A 20263-nucleotide genomic window follows, 5' to 3' on the forward strand; every position below is an offset into this window, starting at 1 on the left:
AAGCCATCCGGCTTCCCTTTCAGCTTAGTTATTTAATATTCTGTGTTGTAACCGAAATTGAATTCTCCTTAATCTAATTTGAATACACACATTCTGTGTTGTACCTCAAAATAGATTGTTTAGTCATCAATTTTCAGTACCGCCATGAATGCCTCTTGTGGCACCTCAACGTTACCAACCTGCTTCATCCGCTTCTTACCTTCCTTCTGCTTCTCAAGCAGTTTCCGTTTCCGCGAGATGTCACCACCATAACACTTGGCAAGTACGTTTTTACGCATTGCTTTTACCGTCTCACGAGCAACAACCTTGGTACCTACAGATGCCTGAATTGGCACCTCGAACATTTGCCGTGGAATCAGCTCGCGCAGTTTCTCACAGACAATGCGTCCGCGATTATAGGCACGGTCACGGTGAACGATGAAGGACAGAGCATCCACCTGTTCGCCATTCAGTACAATATCCATTTTCGCCAGATTGGACTGACGGTAACCGGACAGTTCATAATCCAGGGATGCATATCCTTTGGTACCGGATTTCAACTGGTCGAAGAAGTCATATACAATCTCTGACAACGGAATCTCATAGGTAATGGTAACCCGGGTTGTGTCCAGATATTCCATATTTACATATTCACCGCGTTTAGTCTGACACAGCTCCATAATGGTACCTACATAATCATTCGGCACGATAATATCTGCCTTGACGTATGGTTCCTCGACGTAATCAATCCGTCCCACCTCAGGATAGTTGGATGGGTTGTCGATTTTCATCACTTCACCATTTGTTAAGGTGACGTGATAGATTACACTTGGTGCCGTTGTGATCAACGGAATGTTAAACTCCCGCTCGATCCGCTCCTGGATAACGTCCATGTGAAGCAGTCCAAGGAATCCGCAACGGAATCCAAAACCGAGAGCACTGGATGTTTCCGGTTCAAAGCTTAGAGACGCATCGTTCAACTGCAATTTCTCCAACGCTTCACGCAGATCAACATAGTCCGATGTTTCGATCGGATAGAGACCACAATACACCATTGGGTTAATTTTACGATAACCCGGCAAAGGTTCCGGTGTTGGATTTTTGGCATCCGTTACCGTATCCCCGACTTGTGTATCGCCAACATGCCGGATACCTGCAACGATAAATCCAACATCACCCACGTTCAGCTCGTCCACGATGGTCATGCGAGGTTTGAACGCTCCAACTTCAATGACTTCAAATGATTTACCTGTTGCCATCATTTTGATTTTGGAACCGGATTTGATTTTGCCGTCAACAACACGCACATATACGATTACACCTTTGTACGGGTCGTAGTGCGAGTCAAAAATCAGCGCTTTCAAAGGCTGGTCAGGATCACCAGTCGGTGCCGGAACACTTTTCACCACTTGTTCCAAAATTTCTTTGATTCCGATTCCTGATTTGGCCGAAGCCAAAACCGCATTACTTGTGTCCAAACCAATAACATCTTCCACTTCCTGCTTCACCCGTTCAGGATCAGCGCTCGGAAGGTCAATTTTGTTGATAACCGGTAAAATTTCAAGATTGTTATCCAATGCCAGATACACGTTGGCAAGTGTTTGGGCTTCAATTCCCTGAGCCGCATCCACAACCAGCAGAGCACCTTCACATGCAGCAAGACTGCGTGATACTTCATACGTGAAGTCTACGTGTCCCGGTGTATCAATCAGATTCAATAAATACTCTTCACCATCATCCGCTTTGTAAGTCAAGGCTACTGCTTGTAGCTTGATCGTTATTCCACGTTCACGTTCAAGGTCCATTTTATCCAGAACTTGTTCCTGCATTTCACGTGAAGTGAGCGCACCTGTGTGCTCCAAGATCCGGTCCGCAAGTGTTGATTTGCCGTGATCTATATGTGCAATAATAGAAAAGTTACGAATTTTACGTTGTCTTGCCCGAATGTCAGTCATTCCTTACCCCCAGAAACAGCCTAGTGTCAATCACTTCATTATAACAGTTGAAGCACAGTGCATCAATCCCGTGATGTCTCAACTTTATAATAAAGTGTCATCATGCACTCCCAGAGGTTATATTGTACCTTGAAATTATGGTATTTTATTCAGCAACACCGCTAAAAAGAGAGACCACCCACTTGATTCCACTGTGTGAGAGATTTTGCAATAGTCCAGCCGTTTTGTCTGCCAACACATCAACCGGAGCCTTATTTTGATCTGCCCCAAGCACTTGGCTTGGTGACTGAACAGGTACAAATGGTGGTTCTTTAATTTCCTTTTGGACAGGTGCAGTCGGAACAGATTCGGTCACCGATGAAGTTGGCTCAGTTGTCACAACGGTTGACGTGCCTCCTGATGGATTGCCCATATGAAAGTTGCTGCCAGCCAGCTGCATTCCAAACAGAATACCCAGCAACATTAATACAGCGATGGATAACAGTCTTTTACCGAATCTGGACATGTACATTGCCTCCTGTCACGCTCTACTATTTTTCTTTCTTACATATATGGTTCCTATCCACCCTGCGACGAAGTTTTGGCACTGGCTTTGTCCACCTTCTGATCTTCCCAATACACTTGGGCAATCATGTCTGCTAGAATCTTCGATGTCCGTTGGAGCTCAGCTCCTGTGTTGTCGATGCCACCAATCTCAATCAAAATGCTATTTGGTGAAAGGGTTTGGTTATACTCTCCATTGTTGGCTCCTCCGCCATCTTTGCCCCACACACCACGGGATACCCCAGGATACTTCGATTCCAGTTTCTTATGAATTTTCGCTGCAAAGGCTTCATTCTGCCGCCAATTTGGATTTTCATGTCCAATAATGAAATATACTTTGGCGTAGCCCAAGTCATTAATAGTGGTTGTTGTTTTGCCATGACGCTGTGAATCGCGATGAATGTCTATGAGATACGTCAGATCATCATTTTGAGCGAGTGCCGCTTTTACCGTTTGACGGGAGTATTTATAGGAATAGTTCCAGTTGTAGTCCTTAACTTTAGTGGGGTAATCATCCTTGGCGTGTTCTACGCCGATTCCCAGCTTCTTCAGACTGTCTGAGAGGTAGGTTCCCACTTGAAACACATTGCCTGTTGATTTGCCTGATGATGGATTATCACTTTTTGTACCTAGTAGTGGATTGTAGCCTTCACGTGGATGGGAATGATAGATAAGAATTGACTTTTTACCTGTTGTCGGTGAGCCTGAATTGTCTTTCTCACCATTCTTCGCTGGGGGATCCTCTTTACCTTGTCCATCTCCAGGCTCACTCGACTCAGGTGGATCCGTATTGTCCTGACCTGGTGGAACATGCAGCTCACTACCGGGTTTTCCTCCACCTGCAGAAGCCGTATCCGTAAGACCGGGACCTGGCTGATAATCTTCGGGAGCCTCGGCTTTTTCGTTACCAGATCCAGGACGGAGCAGAACAGGTTGGTTGGAACCCATGCCCGGCATTTCTCTCGCAATCAGGCTCTTCGGATCTTGAGGATTTACATTTGTTAGTAATTGGAAAACAAAAGAGGTGAGATTCTCACCGGATATGGCAGAGGTCTGTTCCTTCTGGGTGAGATGGGGCATCTCCATACCGAGCATATCGACAAAAAAGCGGCTTGATACGGCACTCGCAAATCCTTTCATGGAAGAAACGGGGGAATTATTCAAGCGTTTCTCTGCCATCCCCCCCAGACCCAGTACGACAAAAAACAAGGCAGATATGATCATAAGCAACAACAACGTACGGCCCATGGCCAGCACGTGCAGACATCTTTTTTTCCACTTCCCAATATTCCAGGCCAATATCTTGTTCATTCTGCTGTCTCCTTCCCTGCTGGACAACTCTTATACTTCAACTCTATGAGCCCGCCCAAATTGATAGAACAGGAAAATGAAAGATTCCAGAAACAAAAAAAAGAAAGTCCGATAGATTCGGACCTTCTTCTCAGCAGTTTTAGTTTTAATGTGTATAGGCGGCTACGTTATCCGGATTCACGGCATCATGGAGTGCGGCGTTAAGTCCTGTAGCGATAACATTGGCAATTCCCTCAATAAACTCATCGATTTCCTTTGGGGTAACAATGAGGTCATGACCCAGTGGCTCCAGTACCTCTTTGACCAGACTCAAGCGATCTTGCTCACCGATGTCGTCCAGCATACCCATGATCTGTTTGGTCTGATCCGTTTCCTGGCGGAAGTGTGAGCGCATCATCTCAATCACATTGTTCACAATGGTGGACGCATAACATACGGTTGGTACTCCGATGGCGATGCAAGGCACACCTAATATCTCACGGGTCAGGCCACGCCGTTTGTTTCCAATACCGGAACCAGGATGAATACCAATGTCCGCTACCTGAATCGTTGTATTTACACGTTCCAAGGAACGGGAGGCCAAGGCATCAATCGCAATAATGGCATCCGGCTTGGTCCGGTCTACAATTCCCTGTACGATGTCACTGGATTCAATGCCTGTTGTTCCTAACACGCCGGGAGCAATCGCGCTGACTTCCCGATACCCTGGCGCTACCTGATCTGGCACCAATTCGAAATACTGACGGGTTACCATCAGATTTTCCACAACAAGTGGACCGAGTGAATCCGGGGTGACATTTAAGTTGCCCAGGCCAACAATCAAGACCTTGGATGTTTTGTTGATTCCGGCCTTAACCATAAAATCTTCCATTTCACGTGTGAACTCGGCAGCAACTCGCTCCTGTAACTCGGTATCACCATTCCGGAGGGAAGGTACTTCCAAGGTGACATAGTGACCTTTCACCCGACCAATGGCCGTGGCTGCTTCTTCAGTCAGGACATCAATACGTGTAATCGTAATGCCCTCTTTTTTCTCCACATCTTCCCGCAGTCCGGGAATCGTCTGTTTCTGTCCACCTTGCGCCATTTCCTTGGAGTCGATCGCCAAATCGGTACGAACTGTATAGTTTTGCAAATCCAGTGTCATTCTGTCCCTGCCTCCCTTACCGCATTTGAGCATATTGTGTGGGAAAAAGGGTTTCTTTATACAGCATGTCGAACATCGTAGGAATATCTGTTGCATTTTACATGCTAGCGTGATAGAATATTTTAAGTTGTGAAACGTTTGTATTCATGCAAATGCCTTACAGGAGGTGAATGTAATGCCAAACATCAAATCCGCTGTTAAACGCGTAAAAACGAGCGACAAGCGCCGCGCACTCAACGCTTCCCAGAAGTCTGCACTCCGTACAGCTGTTAAAGCTGCTGATGCTGCTCTGGTAAGTAACGAAGTTGATACTGCAAAAGCTGCGATTCAAGCTGCTTCCAAAAAGCTGGACAAGGCTGTAACTAAAGGTCTGGTTCATAAAAATGCTGCAGCACGCAAAAAGTCTCGCTTGGCGAAAAAACTGAACGCTCTTTCCGCACAAGCGTAAGAAGCGTTACTTATACGATCCAATGGAAAAATCCTGAACAGCATAGGCTTTCAGGATTTTTTAGTATCTGATTCGATAAGTATAAGACACAGACAAAGCGACCTTTATTCCGATGATCTAACCATCATGGAGCAAAGGTCGCTTTGTTTGTTATTCACACTAGTAATCTATTACAGTTTACGCATCCATTTACGCACCAAGTCTCAATAAAAACAGCTCCAGACCAAGAACTTTATCCACCGCTCCTGTTTTCATCTGGTAATCCAATTCACTGAGGTGACTCAGAATCATTCTCAGACGTTCCGGCTGAAATTTACGCGCTTGTTCTCCAGCGATCTTAACCGCATAAGGATGCAGACCAAGCTGACTGGCAATCTGCTGTTGGGAGTAGCTTTGTTGACCTAACTCTTTCACCTGGATCATGATTCGAAACTGTCGTGCAATTAAAGCCGCGATTTTGATCGGTTCTTCCCGTTGTTTCAGCAACTCATAGAAAAGAGCCAATGCTTTCTCCAGTCGCAAATTAGCGAGTTCTTCCACCAGTGAGAATACATTCTGCTCTGTGCTGCGGGCAACCAGTGATTCAATATCAGCACGCCGGATTGTTCCCCCATTACCCGCAAACAAACATAACTTGTCTACTTCAGCAGACAGGGTCTGAAGACCTGTTCCTGCAAAGCTAATCAACGTTTCCGCCGCTCCCGTCTCCAAGGAAACATCCCGTTGCTTCGCCAGTTTCGCTATCCAACTCAACAGCTCATCTCCACTAAGTGGAGCAAAAGCAAGAACTACTGCCTGTTTCTTGACAGCTTTCACCAGTTTCTTACGCTCATCCAGCTTATCCCCTTGGGCCAGGAAAACAATCGTACTGTAGTCTGCCGGATTTTCCATATATGTAAGCAGACGATCAACCTGATGTTCAATCTTGGATTCTTTACCTGCAGTGAACAGGCTCGCATCCCTTACAATAATTAATTTGCGTGGAACCAGAAAAGGTACAGTCTCCGCTTCTTCAATAACGACCTCCACAGCCGTTTCAGACAAATCATATGGAATAATCGCAAAATCACGATGTTCTTCTTCAATAACCTGCTCTTTTAACATATCCGTAAATTGCTGTATCTGGTACTTCTCCGTTCCGTACAGCACATAGATCGGTGCCGTTTCTCCATTACGTATTGCCTTTGTTGCACTTTTTACATCCATTCACGGCGCCTCCTTATCCCTCTTATCCTACCAGAAAACATGCAAGACAACAAAGGGACCTTACATCCAGTTATGGATGAAGGTCCCCTGTCCTACATCTATATAAACGCAGACACCAGCAGTTCTAGAAAAAGCCGGAGCGCGGTCATACGACGTCAGTTGTTTGAACTGAGATAGGACGTTTTGTTACTCCACTATATGCTTGTCATACTGAAAATGTTCTTTCGTTGAGAGGAGCGCACTCCCCAATTTTAATTATTTCGAAGAAGCTCCACCTGAAACAGCAGGCACATTAAACGAGTTCTTCGCCGTTGTTCCGTCCTTGTCCGTTTCGTAATTAAATAGGGTACCATCCTTCGACCAACTCGCTGACTTCAGTGTCCCATCTATACTGCGTTGTTCAACCAAATTTAGAACATCCGGTTCGCTCGCAGGTTTGGAGTATATGCTGATTTGATCACCAATAAGCATAACTACATAAGAGCCGTCAGGGGATTTCCATTCTTTTGGTGCTGCCGTTGTTGTCATTTCCTGATCCTGTCCTGCTGCAAAACCTTTGTTTCCTCCAGAAGCGTCTGCACCTGCACTTGAATCAGGTACAGTGTTACCTTCAACCGGAACATCTTCAGTCATATTAGGTGTTGTATCCTGAGAAGTGAAGGATCGCGCATCTCCATTTTCCGTTTCTGTTATTCCATTCTCTTCGCCATCTGCAGAAGATTTAGGAGAATCTCCTGATCCCTGAATTCTCTGCTCAGAATCTTGGTTATGAACCTGATTATTCTGATTATCGGTCGAAGGAGTTCTGGACGAATTATCCTGCGGCCCTTTATTCGGAGCAGGCGTTGATTCTGTAGCCGGTTGTTTAGGTGTCGGATCTGACTGAACTTCAGGCTCCTGTACCCCATCTCCACCGTTTTCTTCAGGAATTGTTTCTACGTCTTGGTTATCTGGTTTAGTTGGTGAAACATTCGATTGATCCACAAACACATCGTTGCTGCTTGGTTGGGACGAAGGGGCAGGATCATAATTTTCAATATTCTTGCTTAATGAATTCTCATCCAAATTGCCGCCCTCTTGAGAAGCTCCAGAGCTCATTAGCATGGAATCGGCATTCTCAATCTGTTCAGGCGGATTCCCCCAGATGGCGAATCCCAATATAACTGCCGCAGCCGCTGCACCCATGGACATACGTCCTGCCATCGAGTTAAGCCATTTTTGCTTCGTTTTCCGCTCACTTGAACGTTGTAAATTCTCAAATGTAGCGGGGACAGGATTCATTTCCTGTATGGTGCTACTTTGTTCCTTCCGCGCTTCGTCAATGGCATCAAGTTGTGGCATAATCGCATCAACCAGACTAAATTTCGGGCTTACTTGCGGTAATTCTTCCAGTTCTCTGGAAAGAGCTCTGAGTAAACTAAAATTCTCGGCGCACTCCGGACACTTTGCCACATGCTGTAGCATCTGCGCGGTTTCCGCCTCGCCCAGATCATGATCCAGATAGCGGTGCATCCATTCCACCACCTCTTCGCATTTCATCCTGTCACACCACCTTTCTGATATTCCTGTAGTAGATTCTGTAACTGCTGTCTGGCTCTAAATAAATAAGATTTCACCGTATTCAACGGAAGATCGAGACAATCCGCAATTTCATTGTAGGATAAGTCCTGCAAATATCTTAGAACAATAACGGTACGATGGTGCTCGGGAAGCTTGTTGATCGCATCCTGAATGTCCTGGGCCACATATGTAGACATGACCTCGTACTCCACATCCTGATTATCCTGAAAAACCATGTCATGTTCGTCAATGGAGACGGACGGCTTGGTTCTTCTGAATTTATCAATACAGATGTTCGTGACGATGCGTTGTACCCATGTTTTGAATTGGGCCTTTTCTTCGTATGAATTGATTTTGGTGTAAATTCGGATCAACGCTTCCTGAGCAGCATCCAAAGCGTCCTGTTCATTATTTAGAATGTAATATGCGGTCCGATAGACATGTTGTTCAATCTCCCGCAATAGGGTAATTAGAGCGTCGCGATCGCCCGATTGAGCGGCTCTGATGAGTTCCGGCTCTACCACAAAGGATCCCCCTCTCCCTGCAACCTTACAGACGTGATCATCAATAAAATTGTTGCAAAGTTAAGTATTTTTTAATTTGCCATAACAAAATAACGGCGTATGTATTAGGGCCGCTGAAATCTTCTCTTAGAATAACAGAAATTGCATAACGAGTCACCAAACGTATCCAAAAGCGATTCCATTACTTACACGACTCAATTCAAATGCAATGGCATACATTATAGATAAGCACTTTTTTGGTTCCTAAAATAAAAAAAGTCGAAATTTGTCCAAATTTAAGCTGATTTTAATGCAATTTTCATGAAAATAGTGTATTGTAAATTTACATTCATAAACACGAGGTGATGAGCATGCCAGCTCTTGCGAAAATTCAAGCTTTAAAAGAACAAATGCCCAAAGAATACCAAAGTATTTCCCACTTTGTGGAACATGCATTGGAGTCCATTGATACTCTGGTCGAGGAACATCGGAAGTACGTAGCTGCACAGGCATTATACGGCGATAAAATCGTTGGATCGGAAGAACGCTTGTACAGAGAAACCGTACTTGATGTCAGAGCACAGTTGTTGATGACTCTTGAGAAAACGGTAGAAGATCTGTTGCACAAGGGAGACAAACACTGGAACAAACACTTTAAGGATGGCGTTGAATAGTTCTTATATCTCTTCTACAATTTGAAAAAATGGCCCGTTTTCCGATATTCTCCCTCGTGGAGTGTAACGGAAAGCGGGCTTTTTTTGTGCTGTGCTGTAACCTGCAATCAAATGAAGTGATGAATTGGTATATTCATCAGTAAATCGCCATCAGTTTGCCATTGAGAAACCCTAAAGCTCTTATGCCTGCTGAGCTGCCATACACCCAAACTTCGATTTTGCCTTTTGAACTCGTTTCATACGTAATGTTCGATGGATCTCCCCATGCAAGGCGCACCTGAGTTATGTTCATTCCTAGAGCTACCTCTCCACCAATGATTTTATTCCAAGTGGACTTGGACCAATTGTATTTCTTATACGGATCAGAAGAGAAGAATTGGTTGGAATCGGCAAGCATCTCCGTCACACTGGAAGGTGTACCTCCTGCGTAAGCGGAAACGGTTTTTCCTTTTGCATTACGGAAGATAATAGAGTAACTTCGATCACCGTATTTAATCTTCTCATTTTTGATATCTGATATGGTCACTTTACTGAATCGTTGCCCTAAACTCGTATCACTGTTGATCCAGTAGGACTTGCCAATGAAGCGAGCAAGATTCCCCAACTCTTTTTTCTTAATCAGTGCAAGTGTATCCTTCGATTCCACCACAATAGAAGAATTTCCAACCAGCACCTTGGCCTGTTTTAGCTCAGCATCCCATTGAACCTGAATACCCGCAGCCCGTCTTAACAAGTCTGCTGGAAATACAGTTTGTCCTCCAATGGTTTGTACTTTCCCTTTCAATTTCAGCTCTTTGTTGTTTAATCGCGCAACAGCACTTCCCTTTTGCAAAGTAATACTGTCATCTCCAAATTGAATCTCAAAAGATGAGCCCTTCACATCAATTGTGGCTCCCAATGTTTTGAACACCGACTGTACTGGCAAGTATACATTTCCATCCAGCAATGTGGCGCCTGATAACTTTTGCTCTGAATCAACGTTCAGTTGAAGACTTGAAGCCAAATCTCCTATCTTCAAAGTCACTTTGGTTGTTCCCATGCCCGTAACCTTTAGTATGGCTCCTGCCTGAATCTGTGCAACTTGGGGCTGCTCCACTATAATTTCTTCAGGCAATGGCGCACGTTTGTTTTTGAATCCATTACTATAATTCTCCTGAACGGTAAGGGTAATCGTATCCCCAATATTAGCGTCCTTGGAAGATGCCGCAAGTGTCACTTGATTTAACGCAGGAGCTGATAGAGGAGCTAACTTTCCATTATCATATGTAGCCCATGATCCATCCTGTAACTGTGCATATAGTTCATCCAGATTAGGCGCATACACCATCCGCGATACGTTACTTAAACCCGGCAGTTGCTCACCCTTATATTTGGCAGTTCGATCGTAGCTCCAGACGGTTCCATCCTGTTTCACCGTGAGCAGTTTATGCGTACTCCCCCACCAAATCAAAGATTGCACATTATTTGCAACCGTGATGTAGTCATCCTCATATAGCATACTTACGATCACTACCGAGCCATCATTTTTCAGCACAGCTGCGTAAACACCATTTGTTGCAATTGCTTTACCATCAGGTACATTTCCAGCTTTACGTATTTTGTTGTATTTGTCATAATATATATCTCCTGATGAAGATAATGCAGTATAAGAAGAATCTCTCCCAGAACTATCCCGATAAGAATCCGCATCGATAATCGATTCCAAAACCTTAGCCTGATCATCAAAATTATAAAGGTTTCCATCCTGAAGCTGAACCCATCCATGGCCATATACCTTAATCACACCATTGAATTGTTTCGTTACTGGTTTATGCGCATTGTCCTTATCCCACCGAATCACTTGGCCATCGGCAGTCCACCCAAAGATGAAATGGTTGTCAGATTTTGAAATACCAATCAGTTTTCTATTTTGTGTCCATACTCCACTTATGATCCCTTTAGACCAAAGTGTACCATCGTCCAGCAAATAGTCATTCCGGTCAAGAACTGAAGTGATGGAGTTACCCGATCCAGATGATGCCAAAGCGGAGGACTGTCCTGCGATCAAACCGATAACTAAAAATCCAATCCATAGGGCTATCGCTTTTCTAATCCATTTCACTCTAAACTTCTGAGTTGCATTACAGTTCCTTTTACTTTGTGTCATTTCTACAAGTTCCATTTTCTTGATCCCCTCATTATTATGTATAGTGCTAGTGCTACGATCACTAAGTATCTCTATCCCTCCTCGAAGGTGGGCCTAACTATTATTCGGTAAAAATAACCATAATCCTGTAACAAAAATTACTTAACAATAATAAAACCGCAACTAAAACTATATTTTTACATAAATCCAACAAACCAAATACAAATGATTGCATTTAATATGATAATCTGGCATAAAAGTTGGGATCAAATTGATCATATACTAAACTTATTCAGCGCAACTATAATTAGCTTGCCGATTAGTATCTCAAAAGCAAGAGAGTGAGAGTAGTTCCTCCCTAGTCAACTATACTAACTGACAGCCAAACTATCCTCATAACGCATAACGATTGAAATGTGTTATTATCATGAAATTCAGAAAGAAGTCGTTCGCAACGGAACGACTTTTTTCTGTTATTGATTAACCAAGTACTACTTTCTCAATATCCCTCACTCATTCTTTCTCAGCCTGTGTATGCTAAAATATAGTAACTCCCTAAGTCTATCAGTTGTTGAATATAGTTATTCAAGATGGAGGTCAATATACGAATGACAAAAACCCATAGAATCAATAGGCCGCGCGGAAAAATACTTGCAGCTGTACTAACTGCAGTGTTCATTTCACTTGCAATGGGGATATATCACTATGTCCCTATAGATGAAAGATTAGAGAATACTTACTATTATTCATTCGGGTATCAATTTGCGGTTGGATTATTGATTAACCTCGCTATTTTACTTTTCTTACTTACGCCACTTTCTATATTGGTGGATGGATTACGTTTATACAGAAAAAAAGATAATACGTATATGAGATTGCTTGTTGCAATCGTTGCATATGGTCTATTAGGCTTCATAGGTGGGATCATCTACTCGATATTTACACTTAACTTCAATACTTTTTCTGCTCAAACTATCCACATTGTTCTATGTTCTCTTGTCTTTTTAACCTTCCAGTTGGTATTAAATCGGAGTTTTCTTCACTCATCTTCACACCGATAAATAGATCGCGTGCCGTCATAACCGTTTTATAAACACTTCAACCTGGTTATTATGCAGCCTTGTAAAATCGTCACTCAACCCCGACCAACTTGTACCGGATAGCAATCTCCCCATCTTTCACCCTCATCTGAACCTCGCCCATCTGATCTGTCCGATAAATATCTGACCCCGCAGCTTCCAGACGTTCCATCACTCCCGGATTGGGATGCCCATATGTATTGTTAACTCCTGCAGATATCACGGCGGTTCTGGCATTCCAGTATTGGAGCCAGGCTTCGGTTGACGACGTTTTACTCCCATGATGAGCGACCTTTAGAACGTCAATGGATACAGATGCTGAAGCATCATTTAAATTACCTTGCAACGGGCGTGTAAGTACCCTTTGTACAACTCCCTCTGTAACTCCAATATCTGCACCTTTCTGTTCAAACTGAGCAGCCAATGAGCCATCTTGAATCATATAGAGCAGGTCCTGCTCGGCCGCAGCATCCATATCCCCGGTGAACAACATGGAAGCTCCGGCCATTTCCAGCAGAAAGACAACCGAATCATGATTCTGGTGTTCAGACACAGGCAAACTGCCCGATACATTTACATCCATATGTGCCAGATCTGGAGCTATAAAATGTAAACTTGTCTCCTTATCAACCTTATAGGACATGCCCTGCCGAATGGCGTACAGAGGAATCTTCCGTTCCATGGCTGTATTCAGCAGCTTATCAAAGTTATCCTTACCGCTGGTCGTGCCATTAAACATGAAACGTTTAACTGGAATCTGTTCCAGCACAGCCTGTAGTCCTCCGGCATGATCTTGGTCAGCATGCGTGACAATGACAGCATCCAGTTGATGGATGCCTCTTTTTTTCAATAGAGGAACAACCACCTTAGCTCCCACCTCATACGGATCACGTCTTGTTTTCCAAGATTGTTCGGTGTTCCCAAAACTAACCGTTCCCCCGCCATCCACCAGAATGTGTTTGCCTTCCGGGGTTGTAATCAATGTGCTGTCCCCTTGTCCAATATCCAAAAACTGCACGATGCCGGTTCCAGCAGGCTTGGGAGTCTGATATGCCCACCACAATCCAGCAACAAAGCTGATTGCGAGCAAGCCGCACAACCTGCGCTGAACTTTACTCATTCGTTGATGCGCATAATAACCTGCACCTCGTGCGGTAAATGCACTTGTATATTCCGGCCAGGCAATACTGGCTCCTAATGTCGTTAATGAAGATTCTTTTCCATCTACACGGTTCTTACCTTGATCCTGTGCCACCACCGTAGACACTGAAGAGCGAATGCCCATATTCGTCATTGAAACTGAAGGTTGTCCCCTCACAAGAGGAGCCGTCTCTTCCTCAACAAACGCTGTTTCTTGCTGCTCACCATTGCCACGATGCAACAGGTAGAGTAAGGTATACAACACAGCATAATATGCGGCAATCCATAACAAGGGCGGTGTTGCCCAGATCAACACAAAACCTGGCAGACTGTTCATCCACTCCACGCTTACAAATGTCAGTTGATTCAATTGCATCGCAATCCATGCGAGAGGTTTCGCCAAGGGAACCCATATGAATGACAATAACATGGCGACCGTCCCCAGAGGTAATACAATAGCACTGATCAAAGAAACCAACAGAAAGTTGGCTACAAATGAAAGTAGTGAGAACTGGTTGAAATACAAAATGGTTACTGGGAACGAAATCAGCTGAGCGGTCACGGTAACGGATGCCGTTGCAGCCAGAGACTTCGGCCAGCTGCTGAACAGCCGGTTAATCAATGGCATGTATATCATCAGACCTGCGGTAACGAGAAAGGATAACTGGAAGCTCACGCTTAGCAAAAAGTACGGGTCCCACCACATCATCAGCAATGCTGCTGCACTGATCATCTGAAGACCGTCTCTGGCGAGGCCACGGCGTGCCATGTACAACCCAATCATGGACATAATTCCTGCCCGAATCACCGAAGGTGAACCTCCGGATAACAGCACATAAGCTGGCACCAGGATCAGAACAATTGTGAGTGCCGTCTCTCTGGTAAGCCTTAGCCAAGATAGAATGAGAAGCAACGAAGCAACATATACAGCGACATGGGTTCCGGAGATTGCCAGGATATGCGTTAGACCGAGTTGTGAAAACTGACCATAGGTACCTGGATCGATATCAGTAGCCATCCCGATAATAAGACCCTTCATATATCCTGCATGAGGCTCTGGAAATAACTGCTCAACCGCCAAGCCCAACTTATGCCTAGTCCAATCCGTCCACCGTAGTACGTTATATTGTCCAAGTCCCTCAGGAGCAACTACTGTGACCGAACTGGCTCCCTTCACTTTGAACAACCAGTGGATATGCAGGGTGCGCAAGTAACTGCGATAATCAAACCCGCCAAAGTTCCTGGCTTCACCAGGAAGGACAAAAGAACCATTAAGCGTAATCAAATCGCCCCTATTCCATCCCGCTGCTGCCTGTTGTTCTTCTTCCTCCAACAGTCTGACTTGTACCATCAATTGTTCATCTATGTTGAATGCAGATGATGCTGCCAGATCTGTATCTGCTGATGAATCCGATAAGGGCAATATTGCAGACATCTGAATCTTAAAGTCAGCCCGATCTCCATCAATGCGTACATCTGACACCAGCTCACCCTGAATTTCAGCTGACCATCCGTCCAACTCATAAGCTGCGATATGCAGGGTCTCCGGCAGACTGCTATGATTGCGTGAGTCATTCCACTCCCAATGTGCAGCGCCTCCAATAAAGGCAGCGAGTAAAAATAAAACAGACCATCCACGCACATCTATAAAACGAAGTAAAAGTGGCAGACATGCCAGAGCTCCAATTAACCCCCAGATTAATGTCCAGCCTGTTAACGCGCATGCTATTCCGCTCCCGCACAACCAACAAATCGTAAAACTTAATAATGGTCTGCCTTTCATTTCTACCCCTCCTTCATTTCACCCGTTGAACGCAGAAAAACCCCCGGGAAGCCAGTTCAGGCTTACCGGAGGTTCTCCCTCACGTATTAGATCATATTTACATTAATTGCTCACGGTCATCATCGTTTCCCGCGGAGGCTGGTAATTCTCCAGCCTGCGGAACGTTATTCCCTTCTGTTCCATCATATTTGTAACCTTGCCGGTATCTTTAGGATAAGAACGATGAAACACGATTTCTGTAATCCCGCTATTCGCCAGCATATTGGCACATGTCCAGCACGGTTCGTCGGTCACATACACAGACGAGCCTTCGCGGTCGATTCGATCTGTGAATAAAAGCAAGTTTTGCTCCGCATGAATTGTGCGAATGCATCGTTGTTTTTTCACCATTCCTTCTTGCCCATCGGTCACGACCAATTCATACTCTTCCGATATCATGCAACCTGCTTCAGAACAATCCGGGACGCCGGTGGGTGCACCATTATAGGCTGTTCCCAGCAGTTTCTTTCCCTGAACAAGAACGGCACCCACATGACGACGCGAACAGCGGGAACGGGTGGAAACCATATACGCGATGTCCATAAAATACGTATCCCAGTCCTTGCGTACCTCTGTACTCATGCTGCTTTCCTCCCGCTTAATACAATTTATATTTTATATTTTACCGGATCTGCACATACGGCGCCATCTTCTCCAGCATCTTCATCCCGATTCCTTTGACCTTTGTCAGATCACTGACTTTTGCAAAAGGACCATGTGTATTCCGATAGTCCACAATAGCTTGAGCTTTCTTCTCCCCAATTCCGGGAAGCTCAATAAGCTTGGAGACAGGAGCGGTATTCACATCAATCTTGCCATTGTCGCCAGCTTCCTCACGAACTACAGGTGGATTACTGCTTGATGCCGTCTCCGAAGTAACCGAAGGATCAGAATTCGTACCCTGCGTAACTGGTTCAATCGAATTCGAGGTGTCCGGTGGATTATCATTCGTCTGACTTGTAGTTTGAGCAACTGAATCACCTTCAACCCCAACGCTCGCAAGCTCTTTAGACTCATCTGCCTTTGCATCATTTCCAGTCTGCAGCCCACTTGCCTCGGTTCCCGAAGAAGATGCTCCTGTATTGCCCTGAACCGAATTAGCCGACAGTACAGCAGGGAGTTCCTGCTCTATCGTCGGCTTCTCGGTGCCGAGCTGCAAGGGTTCCCAGCCACTAGGTGGTTGTTCACTTTTGCCCGACCATAATATTAGTATACTTCCAACCACCGCAGCAGCAATGGTCATCCCTTTGTTCCATCTCATTCTTCCACACCTCTCCCTGAATTCAAAATCATTCATTTCGAACACGGGCGGTGCTTCCGAACCGTTGTACTTTCCTGATGAAACAAGTTGTGCATTTTTCATGTCATGTGAAACAGGTCCTTACGCATAGAATAGAGGGAATGAACTGCGCCAGTACCGTAAAGCATGAAAGGAGGCCTGAAACAATGAAGGTTGGATTTATCGGAACCGGCAGCATGGGCAGCCTGTTAATCTATGCCCTGATCCAATCGGGTGCACTTGAGCCCCGGCAGATCGCCGCCAGCAATCGAACCCCGTCCAAAGTACGTCAGTTATCCCTCCGTTACCCCGGTCTGCATGAATCCCAGAGCAATCGGGAAACGGTGATCCGAAGCAACATCATCTTCCTGTGCGTGAAGCCGCTTGAATTCAAACATGTTATTGACGACATCCTGCCTGTCGTGAATCCCAATCATATAATTGTCTCGATCACCAGTCCCGTGCAGCTGCGACATCTGGAATCTTCACTTCCTTGCAAAGTCTCCAAGGTAATTCCCAGTGTCACACACCAAGTCGGCAGTGGAGCATCACTCTGCATACACGGCGAACGAATGACCAGTGAAGACCGCGCTGTGTTAGAAAGTCTGCTTAGTCATATAGGCAGGCCGTACCAGGTGGATGAAGCCTGTACACGAATTACATCCGACTTCTCCAGCTGCGGACCTGCATTCATATCGTTCTTTTTGGAACAGTGGATCGAAAGTGCCGTGAAGCTGACAGGCATCAAAAGGGCAGATGCCTGCGCTCTGGCTGGCGAAATGCTCCTGGGAACAGGCAAGCTGCTCACCGAAGGAGGATACACCCCGCAAGAGCTTCAGGCTCGTGTCGCTGTACCTGGCGGTATTACCGCTCAGGCACTTGCACTGCTGAAGGTAAGTCTCGACGGTGTTTTCGACAGCCTGATCCACACGACACATGACAAATATGATGAAGATTTGTTAAAGCTGGATGAACTATTCCGAGCCGGTGAGATTAACCGGCAACAATATTAACGAGTTTGCCTGGAACGGCAATGACCTTGCGAATGGTCTTGCCTTCCAGTGCCTGCTTAACAGGTGCCAGCTCCATCGTGAAGTCCTGCATACCCTGTGCATCCAGATCCTTCGCGATTGTAGCACGAGTTACGATTTTACCGTTTACCTGAACAACGATTTCTACTTCCGCATCCACTGTCATGGACTCATCATATTCAGGCCAAGCCACGTAAGAGATTCCACCTTCATGACCCAAACGGCTCCACAGTTCCTCTGCCATATGCGGTGCCAGTGGTGACAACAGCTGCACAAATTTCTCCATCGCTTCACGAGGCAGTGTGTCCGCTTTGTATGCATCGTTGATGAAAATCATCAGCTGGCTGATGGATGTGTTGAAGCGCAGATGTTCCAGATCTTCCGTAACTTTTTTAATCGTTTTGTGAGCAGTCCGTTTGAACTCATCCGTTCCACCGTCCACCGTAATCTTGTCATTGATGGCTCCTGTGTCTTCGTTAATGAAGAGACGCCATACACGTGACAGGAAGCGGTGCATGCCTTCAACCCCGTTTGCATTCCACGGTTTTGTCGCTTCCAATGGTCCCATGAACATCTCGTACAGACGCAATGTATCTGCACCGAATTCATTCACGATTTCATCCGGGTTAATGACATTACCACGGGATTTACTCATTTTCTCATTATTGGTACCCAGGATCATACCTTGGTTCACCAACTTGTGGAAAGGTTCTTTGGTCTCGACAACACCCAGATCATACAGCACTTTGTGCCAGAAACGAGCGTACAGCAAGTGAAGCACCGCGTGCTCTGCTCCGCCAATGTACAGATCAACTGGCAGCCACTGCTGCTGTTTCTCCTTGGAGATCAGTTCCTTGTCATTGTGCGGATCGATAAAGCGCAGGTAATACCAGCAGCTACCCGCCCATTGTGGCATGGTGTTGGTCTCGCGACGTGCCTTCATTCCCGTTTCCGGATCTACCGTATTCACCCACTCCGTAACATTCGCCAGTGGTGATTCTCCTGTACCCGAAGGTTTGATCTGGTCGATATCAGGCAGCAGCAGTGGAAGTTGATCCTCCGGTACGGTCTTCATCGTTCCGTCTTCCAGATGCAGAATCGGGATTGGCTCACCCCAGTAACGCTGACGGCTGAACAGCCAATCACGCAGACGATAGGTTACTTTCCCTTGTCCTTTACCGTTCTCTTCCAACCAAGCAATCATCTTGGCAACCGCTTCTTCATTATTCAGTCCGTTCAAGAAATCGGAATTCACATGCGCGCCATCACCGGAATAAGCCTCTTGTGTAACATCTCCACCTTGAATAACTTCGATGATATCCAGACCAAACTGCTTCGCAAATTCCCAGTCACGTGCATCATGACCCGGAACAGCCATAACCGCACCTGTACCGTAACCTGCAAGAACGTAATCAGCAATCCAGATCGGCAGTTTTGCACCGTTAACGGGATTGATTGCATAAGCGCCAGTGAAAACACCTGTTTTGTCTTTGGCCAAATCTGTACGTTCCAGATCACTTTTACGAGAAGCCTGCTCCTGATAAGACTGAATCGCTTCACGTTGGTCATCGGTTGTAATTACTTCTACCAGTTCATGTTCAGGAGCAAGTACTGCAAAGCTCGCACCGAACAATGTGTCCGCACGGGTAGTGAACACCTTGATGACTTCCTCGCGACCCTCAATGGCAAATACAACTTCCGCACCTGTCGATTTACCGATCCAGTTGCGCTGCATATCCTTGATGCTTTCAGACCAATCCAGCTCTTCCAGGTCTTCCAGCAGACGCTCTGCATACTCGGTAATTCTCAGAACCCATTGACGCATCGGTTTGCGTACAACCGGATGTCCACCACGTTCACTCTTGCCATCAATAACTTCTTCATTAGCAAGTACCGTTCCAAGGGCTTCACACCAGTTAACTGCAACTTCATCCACATAAGCCAGGCCTTTATTGTACAGCTGGATAAAGATCCATTGTGTCCATTTATAATATTCAGGGTCCGTTGTGCTGATCTCACGATCCCAGTCATAGGAGAAACCAAGCGATTTGATCTGGCGACGGAAATTGTCAATATTACGGAATGTAATATCTCGTGGATGTTCACCTGTATCCAGTGCATGCTGCTCAGCAGGCAGACCGAAAGCGTCCCAACCCATTGGGTGCAATACATTGTAACCGCGCATACGTTTGTAACGGGAAACGATATCCGTTGCCGTATATCCTTCCGGGTGGCCTACGTGCAGACCTGAACCGGATGGATAAGGGAACATATCCAGTGCATAAAATTTCGGTTTAGCAGGGTCCTCACCCGTTTTAAACGTTTTATTTGCATCCCAGTATTGCTGCCAACTTTTTTCCATAACTTGTGGCTGATAGCCGTGTTTCGGCTGGTTATTCTCACTCATCTATTGTTCCTCCTTCAGGTTATTCGCTTTAGCTTTAATTGCAACAAAAAAACC

15 protein-coding genes are annotated in these 20263 nt (G+C 45.5%); 3 read left to right on the plus strand and 12 right to left on the minus strand.

Translation table 11 applies throughout. From position 1 onward, the window contains the following. Positions 1 to 119: 119 nt before the first annotated feature. The 4 genes from lepA to gpr all read right to left on the minus strand — a co-directional run bounded on the left by lepA (position 120) and on the right by gpr (position 4935). Positions 120 to 1934 (minus strand): translation elongation factor 4, encoded by a 1815-nt coding sequence (gene lepA, locus F0220_RS21540; RefSeq protein ID WP_036615097.1) that lies wholly within the window; start codon positions 1932 to 1934, stop codon positions 120 to 122. 145 nt (positions 1935 to 2079) lie between these two features. Continuing rightward, positions 2080 to 2439, minus strand: coding sequence for a hypothetical protein (locus F0220_RS21545; protein WP_091013942.1), 360 nt, complete (start codon positions 2437 to 2439; stop codon positions 2080 to 2082). Positions 2440 to 2492: 53 nt separating this feature from the next. After that, entirely contained in the window at positions 2493 to 3788 is a 1296-nt protein-coding gene (locus tag F0220_RS21550) for a stage II sporulation protein P (RefSeq protein ID WP_091013939.1), read from the minus strand. Between the two features lie 145 nt (positions 3789 to 3933). Continuing rightward, complete coding sequence (gpr, locus tag F0220_RS21555; RefSeq protein ID WP_091013937.1) at positions 3934 to 4935, minus strand: GPR endopeptidase; 1002 nt, start codon at positions 4933 to 4935, stop codon at positions 3934 to 3936. 175 nt (positions 4936 to 5110) lie between these two features. Between gpr and rpsT the strand changes: the two genes are divergently transcribed. Then, on the plus strand, positions 5111 to 5383 hold the full coding sequence (gene rpsT, locus F0220_RS21560; protein WP_024628504.1) for a 30S ribosomal protein S20: 273 nt from the start codon (positions 5111 to 5113) through the stop codon (positions 5381 to 5383). Between the two features lie 189 nt (positions 5384 to 5572). Here rpsT and holA read toward each other — a convergent pair whose 3' ends face one another. The 3 genes from holA to F0220_RS21575 all read right to left on the minus strand — a co-directional run bounded on the left by holA (position 5573) and on the right by F0220_RS21575 (position 8673). After that, positions 5573 to 6589, minus strand: coding sequence for a DNA polymerase III subunit delta (gene holA / locus F0220_RS21565; protein WP_105599757.1), 1017 nt, complete (start codon positions 6587 to 6589; stop codon positions 5573 to 5575). Positions 6590 to 6844: 255 nt separating this feature from the next. Continuing rightward, positions 6845 to 8128 carry an anti-sigma factor family protein gene (locus F0220_RS21570; protein WP_105599758.1) on the minus strand — a complete coding sequence of 428 codons (1284 nt, stop codon included), beginning with the start codon at positions 8126 to 8128 and terminating at the stop codon, positions 6845 to 6847. Beyond that, positions 8125 to 8673, minus strand: a complete 549-nt coding sequence (locus tag F0220_RS21575) for an RNA polymerase sigma factor (protein ID WP_017687205.1) — start codon at positions 8671 to 8673, stop codon at positions 8125 to 8127. Before F0220_RS21575 ends, F0220_RS21570 begins: the two co-directional genes overlap by 4 nt. Before the next feature lie 350 nt (positions 8674 to 9023). Here F0220_RS21575 and F0220_RS21580 point away from each other — a divergent pair, with 350 nt between their 5' ends. Further along, positions 9024 to 9326: a hypothetical protein gene (locus F0220_RS21580; protein ID WP_062835531.1), complete on the plus strand. Its 303-nt coding sequence runs from the start codon at positions 9024 to 9026 to the stop codon at positions 9324 to 9326. A 136-nt stretch (positions 9327 to 9462) separates the two neighbouring features. Here F0220_RS21580 and F0220_RS21585 read toward each other — a convergent pair whose 3' ends face one another. The 4 genes from F0220_RS21585 to F0220_RS21600 all read right to left on the minus strand — a co-directional run bounded on the left by F0220_RS21585 (position 9463) and on the right by F0220_RS21600 (position 16855). Then, a complete protein-coding gene (locus tag F0220_RS21585) occupies positions 9463 to 11427 on the minus strand; it encodes a copper amine oxidase N-terminal domain-containing protein (protein WP_219845143.1) in 1965 nt (654 codons plus the stop codon). Between the two features lie 1155 nt (positions 11428 to 12582). Continuing rightward, positions 12583 to 15453, minus strand: a complete 2871-nt coding sequence (locus tag F0220_RS21590; protein ID WP_105599763.1) for a ComEC/Rec2 family competence protein — start codon at positions 15451 to 15453, stop codon at positions 12583 to 12585. Positions 15454 to 15555: 102 nt separating this feature from the next. Continuing rightward, positions 15556 to 16074 carry a deoxycytidylate deaminase gene (locus tag F0220_RS21595; protein WP_105599765.1) on the minus strand — a complete coding sequence of 173 codons (519 nt, stop codon included), beginning with the start codon at positions 16072 to 16074 and terminating at the stop codon, positions 15556 to 15558. A 40-nt stretch (positions 16075 to 16114) separates the two neighbouring features. Beyond that, positions 16115 to 16855: a ComEA family DNA-binding protein gene (locus tag F0220_RS21600; RefSeq protein ID WP_105599766.1), complete on the minus strand. Its 741-nt coding sequence runs from the start codon at positions 16853 to 16855 to the stop codon at positions 16115 to 16117. Positions 16856 to 16938: 83 nt separating this feature from the next. Between F0220_RS21600 and comER the strand changes: the two genes are divergently transcribed. Further along, positions 16939 to 17784 (plus strand): late competence protein ComER, encoded by an 846-nt coding sequence (gene comER, locus F0220_RS21605; RefSeq protein ID WP_036615122.1) that lies wholly within the window; start codon positions 16939 to 16941, stop codon positions 17782 to 17784. Here the strand turns inward: comER and leuS are convergent. Beyond that, positions 17765 to 20209, minus strand: a complete 2445-nt coding sequence (gene leuS, locus F0220_RS21610) for a leucine--tRNA ligase (protein WP_091013926.1) — start codon at positions 20207 to 20209, stop codon at positions 17765 to 17767. The two genes, comER and leuS, sit on opposite strands and share 20 nt — an antisense overlap. Between the last annotated feature and the right edge of the window lie 54 nt (positions 20210 to 20263).

The organism is Paenibacillus sp. 37 (genome assembly GCF_008386395.1).
Lineage (GTDB): Bacteria > Bacillota > Bacilli > Paenibacillales > Paenibacillaceae > Paenibacillus > Paenibacillus amylolyticus_B.

Bases quoted from the DNA above. Each gene is read 5' to 3' on its own strand.
- F0220_RS21590 (WP_105599763.1), bottom strand. From the start codon at position 15,453: ATGAAAGGCAGACCATTATTAAGTTTTACGATTTGTTGGTTGTGCGGG.
- gpr (WP_091013937.1), bottom strand. From the start codon at position 4,935: ATGACACTGGATTTGCAAAACTATACAGTTCGTACCGATTTGGCGATC.
- F0220_RS21570 (WP_105599758.1), bottom strand. From the start codon at position 8,128: ATGAAATGCGAAGAGGTGGTGGAATGGATGCACCGCTATCTGGATCAT.
- holA (WP_105599757.1), bottom strand. From the start codon at position 6,589: ATGGATGTAAAAAGTGCAACAAAGGCAATACGTAATGGAGAAACGGCA.
- F0220_RS21550 (WP_091013939.1), bottom strand. From the start codon at position 3,788: ATGAACAAGATATTGGCCTGGAATATTGGGAAGTGGAAAAAAAGATGT.
- F0220_RS21600 (WP_105599766.1), bottom strand. From the start codon at position 16,855: ATGAAAAATGCACAACTTGTTTCATCAGGAAAGTACAACGGTTCGGAA.
- comER (WP_036615122.1), top strand. From the start codon at position 16,939: ATGAAGGTTGGATTTATCGGAACCGGCAGCATGGGCAGCCTGTTAATC.
- leuS (WP_091013926.1), bottom strand. From the start codon at position 20,209: ATGAGTGAGAATAACCAGCCGAAACACGGCTATCAGCCACAAGTTATG.
- F0220_RS21580 (WP_062835531.1), top strand. From the start codon at position 9,024: ATGCCAGCTCTTGCGAAAATTCAAGCTTTAAAAGAACAAATGCCCAAA.
- rpsT (WP_024628504.1), top strand. From the start codon at position 5,111: ATGCCAAACATCAAATCCGCTGTTAAACGCGTAAAAACGAGCGACAAG.
- F0220_RS21545 (WP_091013942.1), bottom strand. From the start codon at position 2,439: ATGTCCAGATTCGGTAAAAGACTGTTATCCATCGCTGTATTAATGTTG.
- F0220_RS21595 (WP_105599765.1), bottom strand. From the start codon at position 16,074: ATGAGTACAGAGGTACGCAAGGACTGGGATACGTATTTTATGGACATC.
- lepA (WP_036615097.1), bottom strand. From the start codon at position 1,934: ATGACTGACATTCGGGCAAGACAACGTAAAATTCGTAACTTTTCTATT.